We start from the raw sequence: 14,545 nt of genomic DNA, 5'->3' as shown, positions 1-14,545 counted from the left end.
TCGCTTCGGCGGGTCACCGGCACAACGATCGAAGCGTGTTGGAATGACTTCTCGTCATTGCAACAAGACGTGATGAAAAATCCGACGGGATCTTTAGTTGCACTGACGCGTGGGCGCATAGTAAGGAACACTTACTGGCAGAGTCGGTGCGGTGAATCTTGCGCCCAGGCGCAGCAGCGGATTCCGTCATGGATTGCGAGCGGGGCAGGGTTGGAAGTACTCAACCCTGCCCCGCTCGTCGTCGTCAGGCTGGTGTGGGACGGCGACTGGGAACTAGTGTCTCCAGGTCATGGGGACGATTCAGGCTGTGAGCCAGAGTGAGCGGTACACGTTCACCAAGCCGAACCGGGACAGCATCACGCTGCTCGCCGGTCTCGGGGTCGAGGGGGACGTGCACGCGGGCGAGCTGGTGAAGCACCGCTCCCGCGTGCGGCGCGACCCCACTCAGCCCAACCTCCGCCAGGTCCACCTGATGCACGCCGAGTTGCACGACGAGCTGAACGGGCTCGGGTTCTCGGTGGCCGCGGGGCAGTTGGGCGAGAACGTCACCACCCGGGGGGTCGACCTGCTCGGGCTGCCCACCGGGACTCGGCTGCGCCTCGGGGCCGAGGCCGTCGTCGAGGTGACCGGGCTGCGGAATCCGTGCCCGCAGATCGAGGCGTTCCAGGAGGGGTTGCTCCAGCACGTGGTGGGGCGGGACGAGGCGGGCAACGTCGTGCGGCGGGCGGGGATCATGGCCGTGGTCCTGGTGGGGGGCGAGACGCGGGTCGGGGACGTGATCCGGGTGGAGTTGCCGGATGGCCCGCACGTGCCGCTCAAGGCTGTGTGACCGGCAGGGGCAGCGAGGCCCGAGAAGTCCACTGTGGAAAGAACATCTTTGCGCTCTTAGTGAAACCCCTTGCGCCACAATGACTCTCCGTCTTGTGAGCTGCGAGCGAACATCGGCGATGGGGAGTCCTCCCGCCGGTAGCGTCGCTGGGACAGGCCCGGAATCCAGTGGAGAGAGGCGTCCCCACCATGACCAGCACCGCAGTGATGAACTCGGAGTCCTCGCACGCGCTCGACGACTCGGTGTTCCGGCAGTTGTTGAGTTCGCGGATCGTGTTCCTGGGCACGGAGGTCACCGACGAGGTGGCGAACCGGTTGACGGCGCAGCTCTTGCTGTTGGCGGCCACCGACCCGGTCGAGGACATCAAGTTCTACATCAACTCCCCCGGCGGGTCGGTGACCGCGGGAATGGCCATCTACGACACGATGCAACTGATCGAGCCGGACGTGCAGACCTGGGGGATGGGGTTGTGCGCGTCGATGGGGCAGTTCCTGTTGTCCTCGGGGGCGCCGGGGAAGCGGTTCCTGCTGCCGCACACGCGGGTGCTGATGCACCAGCCGTCCGCGGGGGTCGGGGGGACGGCGAGTGACATCCAGATCCAGGCGCAGGCGTTCAACCACGCCAAGCGGCAGGTCGCGGAGATCACGGCGCGGCAGACCGGGCAGACCGTGGAGCGGATCACGACCGACTCCGACCGGGACCGGTGGTTCACCACCGAGGAGGCGCTGGCCTACGGGTTCGCCGACCACATCGCCCGGGGTGCGGGCGGCTGAGCGGCGGAAACCACAGAGGACCCGCCCCGGGCGATCGGGGGCGGGTCCTCTGTCCGGCTGGGGCCTACTGCGCCGAGAGCTTGCGGTACGGCAGGACCGTGTCGATCAGGCCGTACTCCTTGGCCTGCTCGGCGGTGAGGATCTTGCGGCGCTCGATGTCGGTGTGGATCTGCTCGCGGGTGTGGCCGGTGTGCTGGGCGAGGGTGTCCTCGGTGAGGTCGCGCATCCGCTGGATCTCGCGGGCCTGGATCTCCAGGTCGGAGACCTGGCCGCGGATGCCGCCGACCTCGGGCTGGTGGATCATCAGGCGGGAGTGCGGCAGCGCCATCCGCTTGCCCTTGGTGCCCGCGGCGAGCAGCAGCGCGGCGGCCTCGACGGCCTGGCCGAGGCAGACGGTCTGGATGTCGGGGCGCACGTACTGCATCGTGTCGTAGATGGCCATCATCGACGAGAACGCGCCGCCGGGGGAGTTGATGTAGATCGTGATGTCGCGGTCGGGGTCAACGCTCTCCAGGTGCAGGATCTGCGCCATGACGTCGTTGGCGGAGGCGTCGTCGATCTGCACCCCGAGCATGATCTGCCGCTCGTCGTAGAGCTTGTTGTACGGGTTGGTCTCGACCGTGCCGTAGCTGGTGCGCTCCGTCGCCGACGGGAGGATGTACCGCGCCTCCGGGTAGTGCTTCGTCACGTTGCGCCTTCTCTCCGCTCTGACGGGTAGTGCCTGGGTCGACTCTAGCGAGCGGGCCGGGGTGCGCGCCCGCCGCTGGGCCCCCGTTCGCTCAGGGCATGAACCCGGTCAGTAGATGTCGCGGGCGTACCGCGACGCCGCGGTCAGCGACTTCACGTACGCCTCGGCCTCGCCCGAGCTGAGGTGGCCGTGGTGGGCGATCACCTCGTGCAGGGTGCGGTCGACGTCCTTGGCCATGCGCGCGGCGTCCCCGCAGATGTAGAGGTGGGCGCCCTCCTCCAGCCAGTTCCACAGGTGCGCGCCGTGCTCGCGGATGCGGTCCTGGACGTAGACCTTGGCCCGCTGGTCGCGGGAGAACGCGGTGTCGAGCCGGGTCAGCAGGCCCTGGTCGAGGTAGCTGGTCAGCTCCGGGCGGTAGTAGAAGTCGGTGGCCTGGCGCTGCTCGCCGAAGAACAGCCAGTTGGGCCCCTGGTCGCCGCGGGCGCGGCGGTGGTCGAGGAAGCCCTTGAACGGGGCGATGCCGGTGCCCGGCCCGACCATGATCGCGGGGACGTGCGGCGCGGGCGGGCGGAAGTGCGGCGCGCGCTGCAGGAACACCGGGACCTCGGTGCCCAGCGGGGCGTCGGCGAGGTGGGCCGAGCACACGCCCGCCCGGGCCGTGCCCGAGCCGGTCCGGAAGCGCACGACCGACACGGTGAGCCGCACGAGGTCGGGGTCGGCCAGCGGTGACGACGAGATCGAGTACTGCCGGGGCCGCAACTTCTTGAACGCCCCGACCCAGTCCTGGGCGGACGCGCGCAGCGGGTAGCGGGCGGCGACGTCGACCGCCGAGGAGCCCCACGCCCACTTCGCCACCGCGTCCCGGTCGTCCTGGCGCAGCAGGATGCCCAGGTCCCGGTCGCCGGTGCGGTCGGCGAGGAAGCGCAGCAGGGTGGGGGTGACGCGGCAGACCTCCAGGTGCCTGCTCAGCGCCTCGCCGAGGCCGACGACGCCGATGCCGGGCAGCTCCACCGGCTCCCCCGGGTCGTGCCCCACGACGGCCAGCCACTCGGCCACGACCGAGGGGGCGTTGTCCGGCCACACCCCCAGCGCGTCGCCCGCCTCGTAGGCCAGGCCGGGGGCCTCGAAGGTGAACTGGCGGACCTCCTTGGCCGCCCCGGGCAGGCTCAGCAGCCGGTTGTCGACCAGGGTCGCCGTGCGCACCCCGACCTTGGCCCGCCCGGTCGGCGCGGGGGCGGGCGCGGTCACCACGGCGGGCGAGCGGGCCCCGGCCAGGGCGGTGAGCACCTGGTCGAGCCAGCGCCGGGCGGAGTCGGTGTAGTCGGGCTCGCAGTCGGCGCGGGTCACCAGCCGGGACCCGCCGAGCTCGCCGAGCCGCTCGTCGAGGCGGCGGCCGTGCCCGCAGAAGTTGTCGTAGTTCGAGTCGCCGAGCGCCAGCACCGAGTAGCGGACCCCGGCGAACGCCGACGACTCGGCCGAGGCCAGGTCGGACCAGAACCCGGTGCCGTTGTCCGGGGCGTCGCCGTCGCCGAAGGTGCTGCTGATCAGCAGCAGGTCGGCCTCCTTGGGCAGGGTCCGCGGCGAGGCGTCGGCCATGCAGAGCACGCGCGCGCGGTGGCCCGCCCCGGCCAGCTCGGCGGCCACGGTCGTGGCGACCTCCTCGGCGTTGCCGGTCTGCGACGCCCAGAGCACGACGATCTCGCGGCCGTCGGGCTCGGCGGCCCGGGAGAACAGCCCGGCGAGCATCCCGTTGACCCAGTCGCGCTGCCCGGCCGAGAGCGGCGAGCCCGGCGGCAGCACCGGCACCCCGGCCGCCGCGCCCTCGGTCGACACCCCGGACAGGAACCCCGACAGGTAGCTCCTGGCCTGGTCGTCGAGGGCGGGCGGGGTGGGCGGGAGGCCGAGCGCGGCGGCCAGCGCCGCGGCGGGCGCGGGCTCGGCGGGCAGCTCGACCGGGGCCTTGGCGGCTGTGCTCACCTTGGTCAGCGCCACCGCGCACACCTTCAGCTCGGGTTGCAGCGACAGCGGGTCGACGGCGTCGTTGGTGACGGCGTTGACGCTCAGGTACTCGCCGAACAGGTCGTTCCAGTGGAACGGGGCGAACAGCGCACCCGGCCGCACCCGGTCGGTCACGACGGTGGGCAGCACGGCACGGCCCCGGCGTGAGGCCACCTCGACCGAGTCGCCCTCGACCACCTCGAGCGCCGCCGCGTCCTCCGGGTGGAGTTCGAGGAAGGGCCCCGGGTTGAGCTTGGTCAGCTTGTCGACCTTGCCGGTCTTGGTCAGCGTGTGCCACTGGTGCTGCACGCGGCCGGTGTTGAGCACGAACGGGTAGTCGTCGTCGGGCATCTCCTTGGCCGGCATGTGCGGGCGCGCGAAGAACCGCGCCTTGCCGCTGGGCGTGGGGAAGACCAGGCCGTCGTCGGTGCGGTAGCGGATGGGGTTGCGGGCCGGGCCGCCCTCGGCGCTGGGCCACTGGACGGGGTCGGCGCGCAGCCGCTCGTAGTCCGCGCCGCGCAGGTCGTAGCCGGTGACCGGGTTGGCGAACCGCTGGATCTCGGCGTAGACCTCCTCGGCGCTGGCGTAGGTGAAGTCCTCGGCGAAGCCCATCTCCTGGGCGACCCGCGCGATCAGCAGCCAGTCCGGCAGCGCCTCCCCCGGTGGGTCGACGACGGCGGGCACGTGGGTGAGGGTGCGCTCGGAGTTGATCATCACGCCCTCGCCCTCGACCCACATCGCGGCGGGCAGCACCACGTCGGCGTAGGCGTTGGTCTCGGTGGCGGCGAAGACGTCCTGGGTGACCACGAACTCGGCGCGTTCCAGGCCCGCGAGCACGGTCTTGCGGTTGGCCACCGAGCTGACCGGGTTCGTGCAGATGATCCAGCAGGCCTTGACCTCGCCCGCGGCCATCCGCTCGAACAGGTCGATGGTCCCGGTGCCCGGCTCGGCCCGCAGCGTGCCTGCGGGCAGGCCCCAGACGTCCTCGACGAACGCCCGGTCGGCCTCGACCATGGTGCTGCGCTGGCCGGGCAGGCCGGGTCCCATGTAGCCCATCTCGCGCCCGCCCATGGCGTTGGGCTGGCCGGTCAGCGAGAACGGGCCGCTGCCCGGGCGGCAGATGGCCCCGGTGGCCAGGTGCAGGTTGACCAGGGCGTTGGTGTTCCAGGTGCCGTGCGTGCTCTGGTTGAGCCCCATCGTCCAGCAGCTCATCCACTCCCCCGCCGCGCCGATCAGCTCGGCGGCGGCGCGGATGTCGGCCTCGGCCAGGCCGGTCACCTCGGCGACGTGCTCGGGGGTGTACTCGGCCAGGAACCCGGGCATGGCCGCCCAGCCCTCGGTGTGTCGGTCGATGAAGTCCTCGTCGACGTGTCCGGACTCGACGATCAGGTGCAGCAGGCCGTTGAGCAGCGCCAAGTCGGTGCCCGGCTTGATCTGGAGGAACAGGTCGGCCTTGGCGGCGGTCGCGCTGCGCCGGGGGTCGACGACGATGAGCTTGGCCCCCGCCTTGACCCGGTCCATCATCCGCAGGAACAGGATCGGGTGGCAGTCGGCCATGTTCGCGCCGGTGACCAGGAACACGTCGGCCCGGTCGAAGTCCTCGTACGACCCCGGCGGCCCGTCGGCGCCCAGGGACAGCTTGTAGCCGGTGCCCGCGCTGGCCATGCACAGCCGGGAGTTCGACTCGATCCGCGTCGTGCGCAGGTGGCCCTTGGCCAGCTTGGTCGCCAGGTACTGGGCCTCGAGCGTCATCTGCCCGGAGACGTAGAGCGCCACCGAGTCCGGGCCGTGCTCGTCCCAGATGGCCCGCAGCCTGCGCGCGGTCTCGGTGATCGCCGCGTCCACCGGTGTCCGCTCCGGCTCCGCGCCCCGGTCGGCGCGGACCAGCGCGGTGTCGAGCCGGTCCCCGACCGCGAGCAGTTCGGCGCTCGTCGCGCCCTTGGTGCACAGTCGACCGGCGTTGGTCGGGTGCCGCTTGTCGCCGGAGGCCTTGAGGACCGTCCGCTTCCCACCGGGTCCGATCCCGACATCGAGCACGATCCCGCACCCGACACCGCAATAGGAACAGACCGTGCGCACCGACTCAGCCGCCACGGCAGCCCGTCTCCCTCCGCTCACCCTGTCCCGGATCAAGCTAAGGACGGCTCGTTACGCCTGGATGTCCGCGCCGGGTGCGCGGGTTACATGGCTCTCTCCTGTGCGGGGGGAGGTCTGTGCGCGACTGCGGCGCTGCTCACACCCCCGGCCGGCTAGTGTGTTCCGGTGCACTTCATCGACCTGTTCGCGGGCTGCGGCGGCCTGACCGAGGGTTTCCGCACCGCGTTCACACCGGTGCTGGCCGTCGAGCACGACCTCGCGGCGGCGGCGACGCACGCGGCGAACTTCGGGACCGAGCACGTGCACTGGGGCGACATCGCCGAGGTCGGCGAGGTGCCCTCGGCGGACTTGGTCGTGGGCGGGCCGCCGTGCCAGGGGTTCTCCAACCTGGGATCGCGGGATGTGGACGACCCGCGCAACGCGCTGTGGCGCGAGTACTTCCGGATCGTGGCGGCGGCGCGGCCCCGGGTGTTCGTGATCGAGAACGTGGACCGCTTCCTGGGCTCGGCCGAGTTCGGGCTGCTGGTGGTCGAGGCGGGGAAGCTGGGCTACGAGCTGACCTCGGGGCTGCTGCTGGCGGCGGACTTCGGGGTGCCGCAGCGGCGCAAGCGGGCGTTCGTCATCGGCTCGCGGGTGGGGCGGGTCCCGCTGCCGGAGCCGACCCACCGCAAGGGGACGTGGCTGGGGGTCGACTCGGTCCTGAGTGGACTGCCTCCGGTGCCCGCTGGGACTGCCCTGCCGGAACGCCGGGTCGAGGTGTTCGGGCGCAGCGTGGCGGGCAGCTTCAGCGGGGCCGAGCTGCACCTGGGCCGCAACCCGACGCCGCTGTCGTTGCGCCGGTACCGCGCGATCCCGCCTGGGGGTGGGCGGTTCGACCTGCCGGACGAGCTGCTGCCGAGGTGCTGGCGGGAGAAGAAGACGGGGACGACCGACGTGATGGGGCGGATGCGGTGGGCGGAGCCGTCGCTGACCATCCGGACCGAGTTCTACAAGCCGGAGAAGGGGCGCTACCTGCACCCGGAGCATCATCGGCCGATCACGCACTTGGAGGCGGCGCGGTTGCAGTCGTTCCCGGACAGCTTCCGGTGGTGCGGGACCAAGATCGAGGTGGCCAAGCAGATCGGGAACGCGGTGCCGCCGCTGCTGGCGCGCGCGGTGGCCGACCGGGTGGCCGACCACCTGGGCGCTTAGCTCACCCAGTTGGGCAATAGTCACAAAGAGTAGTAGCAGCCACTATCCTCGGGTGGCCACTAGGACCAAGGGCGGGCTGCTGCTGCCCGTCGTGTTCATTGCCGTAACGGCCGTTGTCGCTGTTCCCGAACTCAGAGATCACACCCTGGGTCTTGTCGATGGCCTGACCGGCGGGACCGAACTGGTAGGCGACGGAGAGACCCAGTTCATGGTCGCGAAGTCGGCATCGTCAGACGTTCACAAATGCACCGCGCAGCAGGGACTAGCCCACGAGGAGTGCGACGATGTGAAGTTCGTGATCTTCGATGCGGCCCGGATGCCCTTCATCACTCGCAACATCTCCACAGCATGGGCCGCGGGCAAGCCGGGCGTGTTGACGAAGGACTCCAGTGCGGAGGCGGCGAACCGCAAGCAGGTCTGCCTCCCGAGCTTTGCCAGGCCGCATGGCGGACAGTGCGACGAATACCCGTTCGCGGGCACTCGCCAGGGTGGAGCAGGCGCGCAGGAGCACGAGGTTCCGGCGCGGGAGAACCAGTGCCAGGGCGGCACCCTGTCCACGCGGTATCGTGCGGCTGGGATCAAGGACGGGGACGACTACTTGGTCGTCATCATCCATCCGGACCAGATCGCTTCCGGCCCGTTCCAAGGGGTCGACATCGCGGAGGACCAGACCTGCGGATGAGCCAGCCGAGTCATGCCGTCGACCTGGACGTCGAGGTCAACCACGGTCAAATCTACATCTACGGCGCGGCTCCCTGGGCCGACGACCCGAACAGCGACGCTGTCCTCCGCGCGCTCGACGACGCAAGGCAGTCGGGACGCTTCGTCGGCGTGTCGGATGGCCTGGTCGATCTTGTGAGCCCGGCCCAGTGGAACTTCCACGCACCCATGAGGGTCGAGGTCTGGCCGCTCGAGCCGCCTGCCGACGATGACGCCTGGGACCAGGTCGTCGACGTTGACCTCGATGTTCCCGATGGCAGGGTGTGGTTCGAGGGCTCCGGTGGACGCGACCCGATTCCCTGCGACGTCCCGCCGGGCACCTACCGCGCCCGCGTGTCGGGACGCGGGTACGCGGAGGTCGCCGACGGGGCGGAGGGGTTGGACTCGTACCGCCTCCGGCTGTGGCCCCGCGACGGGGACACGGGACCACGAAGCCGAAAGGTCTGGTTCGGCTACGAGCGGTAGACCAGAGCGGCCACGGCGGCGTGGCTCAGGTGCAGGGCAGGGCCGTTGGGCTGCTTGGAGTCCCGGACAACCCACCCGGCGGCAGCCGGGGCTAGCTCGACGCAGTTGGGACCGCCCCCGGAGCGGCTCGACTTCCGAAAAGGTCCTGCGGGGGCGAAGTCTGCGCTAGAGCTTGCGGAACGCACCTCGGTACCTCTCCAACACTGCGAGTGAATCTTCGTCCGACAGCGCCAACTCAAGCGCGGTCTGCGTCGCGGCGGCGTAAGCGCTGGGGTCACCAACTCGGAATATACCGGTCAGAACGTCCGCAAAGGCGGCCTGGTAGTCGTCGGCGATGCGCATGAGGGCGTACGGCGTGACGTGCCCCGGCACCTCGCCAGTGGAGTCCGGGACGATCAACACGTGGATGTGGTCCAGGGCGGCGAACTCCATCAGCCGGTCGATCTGTTCGACCATGTCCGCCGGGGTTCCCCGGTGCTTCCGGATCGCTTCTTCACCCATGACCGCCGTGATGGCGCAGTTGGTCCGCGCTCGGAGGAACGCACCGCGCTCAATCCGGCTCCGGGCGAACGCTCCCGATTGGTAAGGCGCGACCATCGGCGACCGCCGGTACTGATGAGCCGCGTACGCCTCGGTCTGAAGAGGGCCGGGCACGGACCCGTACACGTAGGCGATGCTCTCGGCGTTCTCCTCGTGCGCGGTGTAGAGCTGGTCTTCCTTGTCCGAAGGCTTCGCGCGGCCTCGGGCGACCACCAGCCGCTCCCTAGCCCGGTCGGCCACCTCGGCGGGTGCCTTGTAGAGGCCCAGGAGCAGGTCAGCTTCCTTCTCGGTCAGCGTGGCCCTGGCGTTCTCGTGGTTCATGATCCGCGTGAGGGTGATGCCCGTCGCCTCGGCGACCTGCTTCTGCGTGAAGCCGTGGGCGTTCCGGAGCCGTTGCAGGGTGTCGCCGACGATCACACGGCACAACTGCGGGTCGCGAGGAACAGCGCTCATGAACGCGAAGTCTGCCGTACCGAGCCGACGCGTCCGCACTGGCCAAGTTCTTACATATGTAACTTCACTCGATTGGGTCATGCATCGCTTCGAGTACAGCCTTAAGCTGTACTCGCCAAGCTCTCCGACAGAAGGGGCACCGCCATGCCACCAGGCGCATACGACCACCAGCAGAAACTCACCCTCGTGACGGGGCTGATCGGTGATCTCGCGGCCGCTCTCAGGGTGCTCGCCGATGCCGCCGACGCGGCGGTGGCCTCCCTGGAGGCGGATGCGCACGACTTCGGCCCGCTGGACGAGTTCGGCGACCTCTGCGCGAGCCTGATTGGCAAGTGCAGCTAGTTGCACTGCACCTAGTTGCATATGTAGCGTGCTCGGCATGGCGTTGGAGCACGCGATCCTGGTCTCGCTGAGCGAGCGGGACGGCTCGGGGTATGAGCTGGCCCGGCGGTTCGAGCGGTCCATCGGGTTCTTCTGGCGGGCCACCCACCAGCAGATCTACCGGACCCTCAAGCGGATGGCGGACGCGGGCTGGGTGTCGGTCGAGCCGGTCCCGCAGGACGGGAAGCCGGACAAGAAGGTCTACGCGGTGGCCGAGGGGGGCCGCGCGGAGCTGGCCCGTTGGCTGGCCGAGCCCAGCGACCCCGTCGAGCTGCGCACCGACCTCGCGGTGAAGATCCGCGGTGCTGCGCACGGCGATCTGGACGCCTTGGTGAAGGAGGTCGCGCGCCACCGCGACAGCCACGCCGAGCGGTGGGCGCTCTACCTCGCGATCGCCGACCGCGACTTCCCCGACCCGGGTGCGCTCGCGGGCTCGGCCCTGCACCAGTACCTGGTCCTGCGTGGCGGCGTGCGCGCCGAACACGCCTTCGTCGAGTGGTGCGACGAGGTCCTGCAGGCACTCACCGGAGGCGGACGATGACCGGCTACCCCACCCTGCTGTCCCCGCTCGACCTGGGCTTCACCACCCTGCGCAACCGCGTGGTGATGGGGTCGATGCACACCGGGCTCGAGGACTCGCCCCGCGACACCGGCAAGCTCGCCGAGTACTTCGCCGAACGCTCGCGCGGCGGTGTCGGCCTGATCGTGACCGGCGGCTACGCGCCGAACCGGACCGGGTGGCTCAAGCCCTTCGCCTCGAAGATGACCACGCGCGCCGAGGCCGCCCGGCACCGCGAGGTGACCGCCGCGGTGCACGAGGGCGGCGGCAAGATCGCCATGCAGCTCCTGCACGCGGGCCGCTACGCCTACCACCCGTTCAGCGTGTCGGCGTCGTCGATCAAGGCCCCGATCAACCCGTTCCGCCCGCGCGCCTTGTCCTCTCGCGGCGTCCGCTCGCTGATCGACGACTTCGCGCGGTCGGCGGAGCTGGCGCGGGAGGCCGGGTACGACGGCGTTGAGGTCATGGGGTCCGAGGGCTACCTGATCAACCAGTTCCTCGCCCCGCGCACCAACAAGCGCACCGACGAGTGGGGCGGGTCGCCGGAGAACCGCAGGCGGATCGCCGTGGAGGTCGTCCGGCGCACCCGGGCGGCGGTCGGCCCGGACTTCATCATCGTCTACCGCCTGTCGATGGCCGAGCTGGTGCCCGGAGGCCAGACCTGGGACGAGATCGTCACCCTGGGCCAGGAGGTCGAGGCGGCCGGGGCCACGATCATCAACACCGGCATCGGCTGGCACGAGGCCCGGGTGCCGACCATTGTCACCTCCGTCCCGCGCGCGGCGTTCACCTCGATCACCGCCGCCTTCCGGCCGCACGTGTCCATCCCGGTGGTGACCTCGAACCGGATCAACATGCCCCAGGTCGCCGAGGAGGTCCTGGCGCGGGGGGACGCCGACCTGGTGTCGATGGCCCGCCCGTTCCTGGCCGACCCGGATTGGGTCCGCAAGGCCGCCGAGGACCGCGCGGACGAGATCAACACCTGCATCGCCTGCAACCAGGCCTGCCTGGACCACATCTTCGTGAACAAGAAGGCCTCCTGCATGGTCAACCCGCGTGCGGCGCGGGAGACGGAGCTGGTGCTGTTGCCCGCGCGCAGGGCCAAGCGCGTGGCGGTGGTCGGCGCGGGTCCCGCGGGCCTGTCGGCGGCGGTGACCTTGGGGTCGCGGGGGCACGCCGTCGACCTGTTCGAGGCCTCCGGGGAGATCGGGGGCCAGTTCGACATCGCGCGGCGCATCCCGGGCAAGGAGGAGTTCGCGGAGACGATCCGCTACTACACGCGGCAGTTGGAGCTGACGGGCGTGAAGGTCCACCTGGGGCGGCGGGCCGGGGTCGAGGACCTGGCGGACTACGACGACGTGGTGTTGGCGACCGGGGTTCGCCCCCGGGTGCCGTCCATCCCGGGGATCGAGCACTCGTCGGTGCTGTCGTACGTCGACGTGGTGCGGCATGGGGCGCCGGTGGGGGCGCGGGTGGCGATCATCGGGGCGGGTGGGATCGGGGTGGACGTGGCCGAGTTCCTGACGCACGCGCCGGGGTCGTGGGCTGCGGAGTGGGGCGTGGGTGCCGACGGGTCGCTGGGCGCGCCCGCTCCGGTGGCTTCGCCGCGTGAGGTGTACCTGGTGCAGCGCAAGGAAGGGCCGATCGGCAAGACGCTGGGCAAGACGACGGGGTGGGTGCACCGGGCGGCGTTGAAGGCGAAGGGGGTGCACCGGATCAGCGGGGCTGCCTATGTGCGGATCGACGACGAGGGGCTGCACATCGAGGTGGGCGGGGAGGCTCGGGTGCTGGCAGTGGACACCGTGGTGGTGTGCGCGGGGCAGGAGTCGAGCCGGGAGCTGGTGGAGGAGTTGGAGGGCGCGGGGCGGACACCACACGTGATCGGCGGTGCGGACGTGGCAGCCGAGTTGGACGCGAAACGAGCCATCGACCAGGGCACCCGGTTGGCGGCTCGGATCTAGCGGGGCCTGGCCTGCCAGGGAATACGACGAGACGCGGCAAGTCGGCAGCGGGTCCGCGAGCCACGCCGGGTCGATGACAAAGCCGGTTCGCCGCTCGACGGGTGCGGGGTGCGGGATCGCGGGCTGCCCCTCGCGCCACGCCGACTCGATGTCGGGGGCGGTGAACACCACTTAGTCCGCGTCGATGGCCGTCGTCTTCGACGATCACAGGGGCAGGGTCGACGGCGACAAACAACACAGCCCCGCTGGGACCTCCGCGCCCACGTCCGGGCACCACGGCCCTTGACAAGCACCTGACCCCCCTCGTGTTACGCCAAACCACCCTCCCGCTTAACCGGGGGACACATCCAGGTGATCACAACGGCGCTGTCCCAGAAACATGGCGGCCCTAGCTTTTGCGCCAACGCCGCTGGACACACGCCGGTCGACAGGACTGGACACAGCAGGTCGCAGGAGGTGCGGCCGGTTCTGGCGGCAGGATGGACCGCTTCTCCCGGGTGCCACCCCTGCCCGGTCATCGCTGTGGCGATGGGCGGCGATACCCCACCTGGAACTCCCCGAAAGGGTTACCCGTGCGCAGAACCCAACGACGCCTGCTCGGCGTCACCGCCCTGTTGTCCGTGGCCGTGCTGACCGCCGCCTGCGGGAGCCGCACCGGGGACACCGCGTCCGGGGGCGGTGGTGCGTCCTGTGTGGACACGTCGGGCGACTCCGTGAAGATCGGGTTCTTGAACTCGTTGTCGGGGACGATGGCGATCAGCGAGAAGACGGTGAACGACTCGTTGAACCTGGCCGCGGAGGAGATCAACGCGGCTGGGGGCGTGGACGGCAAGAAGCTGTCGATCGTGACCGAGGACGGGGCCTCGGAGCCGACGGTGTTCGCCGAGAAGGCCAACAAGCTGATCAGCGCGGACTGCGTGGCCGCAGTGTTCGGCGGGTGGACCTCGTCGTCGCGCAAGGCGATGTTGCCGGTGTTCGAGGGGGCGAACGGGTTGCTGTTCTACCCGGTGCAGTACGAGGGGCTGGAGTCCTCGCCGAACATCTTCTACACCGGGGCGACCACCAACCAGCAGATCGTCCCGGCCTTGGACTACCTCAAGGAGAAGGGCGTCACGTCCCTGTTCCTGGTTGGGTCGGACTACGTCTTCCCGCGCACGGCCAACAAGATCATCAACGCCTACGCCGCGGCCAACGGGATCGAGGTCAAGGGCGAGGAGTACGCGCCGCTGGGGCACACCGACTTCGCCACGATCGTCAACAAGGTCAAGGGCGCGGGCGCGGCGGCGGTGTTCAACACCCTCAACGGCGACTCCAACGTGGCGTTCTTCAAGGAGTACAAGAACGCCGGGCTGACCGCCGAGGCCATGCCCGTCGTCTCCGTCTCGATCGCCGAGGAGGAGGTCAGCGGCGTGGGCGTCGACAACCTCGCCGGGCAGTTGACGGCGTGGAACTACTACCAGACGGTCGACTCGCCCACCAACAAGAAGTTCGTCGAGGCGTTCAAGGCCAAGTACGGCGCCGACCGGGTCACCTCCGACCCGATGGAGGCCGCCTACACCAGCCTCTACCTGTGGAAGTCGATGGTGGAGAAGGCCAAGTCCTTCACCCCCGACGACATCAAGAAGGCGGCGGGCGGCACCAGCTACGACGCCCCCGAGGGCACCGTCACGGTCAACGGCGACAACCACCACATCGCCAAGACCGCCCTCATCGGCAAGGTCGGCGCGGACGGCCTGATCCACACCGAGTGGAGCTCGGGCCAGCCGATCGAGCCCGACCCGTTCCTCAAGGGCTACCCCTGGGCCTCCGGCCTGGCCGGCTGACCGTCCCCGGCGGCGGGCCGCCCCACCCTGGGAGCGGCCCGCCCCTCGCCCACGGAAGGGTGCAACG

Annotated in this window: 13 protein-coding genes; 9 read left to right on the top strand and 4 right to left on the bottom strand. The window is 70.1% G+C overall.

The features are described from left to right. Positions 1 to 307: 307 nt before the first annotated feature. Both GCL84_RS23205 and GCL84_RS23200 read left to right on the top strand, forming a co-directional pair. Positions 308 to 829 (top strand): MOSC domain-containing protein, encoded by a 522-nt coding sequence (locus tag GCL84_RS23205; protein ID WP_235926622.1) that lies wholly within the window; start codon positions 308 to 310, stop codon positions 827 to 829. A 188-nt stretch (positions 830 to 1,017) separates the two neighbouring features. Further along, entirely contained in the window at positions 1,018 to 1,602 is a 585-nt protein-coding gene (locus GCL84_RS23200; RefSeq protein WP_156757636.1) for a ClpP family protease, read from the top strand. Between the two features lie 64 nt (positions 1,603 to 1,666). Here the strand turns inward: GCL84_RS23200 and GCL84_RS23195 are convergent, their stop codons facing one another. Both GCL84_RS23195 and GCL84_RS23190 read right to left on the bottom strand, forming a co-directional pair. Then, on the bottom strand, positions 1,667 to 2,290 hold the full coding sequence (locus GCL84_RS23195; protein WP_156757635.1) for an ATP-dependent Clp protease proteolytic subunit: 624 nt from the start codon (positions 2,288 to 2,290) through the stop codon (positions 1,667 to 1,669). Positions 2,291 to 2,398: 108 nt separating this feature from the next. After that, positions 2,399 to 6,367 carry a bifunctional nitrate reductase/sulfite reductase flavoprotein subunit alpha gene (locus tag GCL84_RS23190; RefSeq protein WP_156757673.1) on the bottom strand — a complete coding sequence of 1,323 codons (3,969 nt, stop codon included), beginning with the start codon at positions 6,365 to 6,367 and terminating at the stop codon, positions 2,399 to 2,401. 183 nt (positions 6,368 to 6,550) lie between these two features. Here GCL84_RS23190 and GCL84_RS23185 point away from each other — a divergent pair, with 183 nt between their 5' ends. The 3 genes from GCL84_RS23185 to GCL84_RS23175 are packed head-to-tail and all read left to right on the top strand — an operon-like array spanning position 6,551 to position 8,761. Then, entirely contained in the window at positions 6,551 to 7,576 is a 1,026-nt protein-coding gene (locus GCL84_RS23185; RefSeq protein ID WP_156757634.1) for a DNA cytosine methyltransferase, read from the top strand. A 52-nt stretch (positions 7,577 to 7,628) separates the two neighbouring features. Beyond that, positions 7,629 to 8,258 carry a NucA/NucB deoxyribonuclease domain-containing protein gene (locus tag GCL84_RS23180; protein WP_156757633.1) on the top strand — a complete coding sequence of 210 codons (630 nt, stop codon included), beginning with the start codon at positions 7,629 to 7,631 and terminating at the stop codon, positions 8,256 to 8,258. Beyond that, positions 8,255 to 8,761 carry a hypothetical protein gene (locus tag GCL84_RS23175; protein WP_156757632.1) on the top strand — a complete coding sequence of 169 codons (507 nt, stop codon included), beginning with the start codon at positions 8,255 to 8,257 and terminating at the stop codon, positions 8,759 to 8,761. Before GCL84_RS23180 ends, GCL84_RS23175 begins: the two co-directional genes overlap by 4 nt. Here the strand turns inward: GCL84_RS23175 and GCL84_RS23170 are convergent. Both GCL84_RS23170 and GCL84_RS29470 read right to left on the bottom strand, forming a co-directional pair. Then, positions 8,749 to 8,946, bottom strand: a complete 198-nt coding sequence (locus tag GCL84_RS23170; protein WP_156757631.1) for a DUF397 domain-containing protein — start codon at positions 8,944 to 8,946, stop codon at positions 8,749 to 8,751. The two genes, GCL84_RS23175 and GCL84_RS23170, sit on opposite strands and share 13 nt — an antisense overlap. After that, a complete protein-coding gene (locus GCL84_RS29470; RefSeq protein ID WP_197523458.1) occupies positions 8,927 to 9,754 on the bottom strand; it encodes a helix-turn-helix domain-containing protein in 828 nt (275 codons plus the stop codon). Before GCL84_RS29470 ends, GCL84_RS23170 begins: the two co-directional genes overlap by 20 nt. A 186-nt stretch (positions 9,755 to 9,940) precedes the next feature. On the opposite strand from GCL84_RS29470, the gene GCL84_RS29465 reads away from it, so the two are divergent. The 4 genes from GCL84_RS29465 (at position 9,941) to urtA (ending at position 14,478) form a co-directional block, all read left to right on the top strand. Next, positions 9,941 to 10,096, top strand: a complete 156-nt coding sequence (locus tag GCL84_RS29465) for a hypothetical protein (RefSeq protein WP_197523457.1) — start codon at positions 9,941 to 9,943, stop codon at positions 10,094 to 10,096. Positions 10,097 to 10,133: 37 nt separating this feature from the next. Beyond that, on the top strand, positions 10,134 to 10,676 hold the full coding sequence (locus tag GCL84_RS23160) for a PadR family transcriptional regulator (protein WP_156757629.1): 543 nt from the start codon (positions 10,134 to 10,136) through the stop codon (positions 10,674 to 10,676). Continuing rightward, complete coding sequence (locus tag GCL84_RS23155) at positions 10,673 to 12,655, top strand: NADPH-dependent 2,4-dienoyl-CoA reductase (protein WP_156757628.1); 1,983 nt, start codon at positions 10,673 to 10,675, stop codon at positions 12,653 to 12,655. The genes GCL84_RS23160 and GCL84_RS23155 overlap by 4 nt, the downstream gene beginning before the upstream one ends. Positions 12,656 to 13,227: 572 nt before the next feature. Continuing rightward, positions 13,228 to 14,478 (top strand): urea ABC transporter substrate-binding protein, encoded by a 1,251-nt coding sequence (gene urtA, locus GCL84_RS23150; RefSeq protein ID WP_235926619.1) that lies wholly within the window; start codon positions 13,228 to 13,230, stop codon positions 14,476 to 14,478. Positions 14,479 to 14,545: the final 67 nt, after the last annotated feature.

The organism is Actinokineospora pegani (assembly GCF_009745975.1).
GTDB classification, from domain to species: Bacteria; Actinomycetota; Actinomycetes; order Mycobacteriales; family Pseudonocardiaceae; genus Actinokineospora; species Actinokineospora pegani.
The sequence above is the reverse complement of the archived record's forward strand: the minus strand, read 5'-3'. Positions and strand labels throughout refer to the sequence as shown.

Bases quoted from the DNA above. Each gene is read 5' to 3' on its own strand.
- GCL84_RS23200 (WP_156757636.1), top strand. From the start codon at position 1,018: ATGACCAGCACCGCAGTGATGAACTCGGAGTCCTCGCACGCGCTCGAC.
- GCL84_RS23175 (WP_156757632.1), top strand. From the start codon at position 8,255: ATGAGCCAGCCGAGTCATGCCGTCGACCTGGACGTCGAGGTCAACCAC.
- GCL84_RS29470 (WP_197523458.1), bottom strand. From the start codon at position 9,754: ATGAGCGCTGTTCCTCGCGACCCGCAGTTGTGCCGTGTGATCGTCGGC.
- GCL84_RS23160 (WP_156757629.1), top strand. From the start codon at position 10,134: ATGGCGTTGGAGCACGCGATCCTGGTCTCGCTGAGCGAGCGGGACGGC.
- GCL84_RS23155 (WP_156757628.1), top strand. From the start codon at position 10,673: ATGACCGGCTACCCCACCCTGCTGTCCCCGCTCGACCTGGGCTTCACC.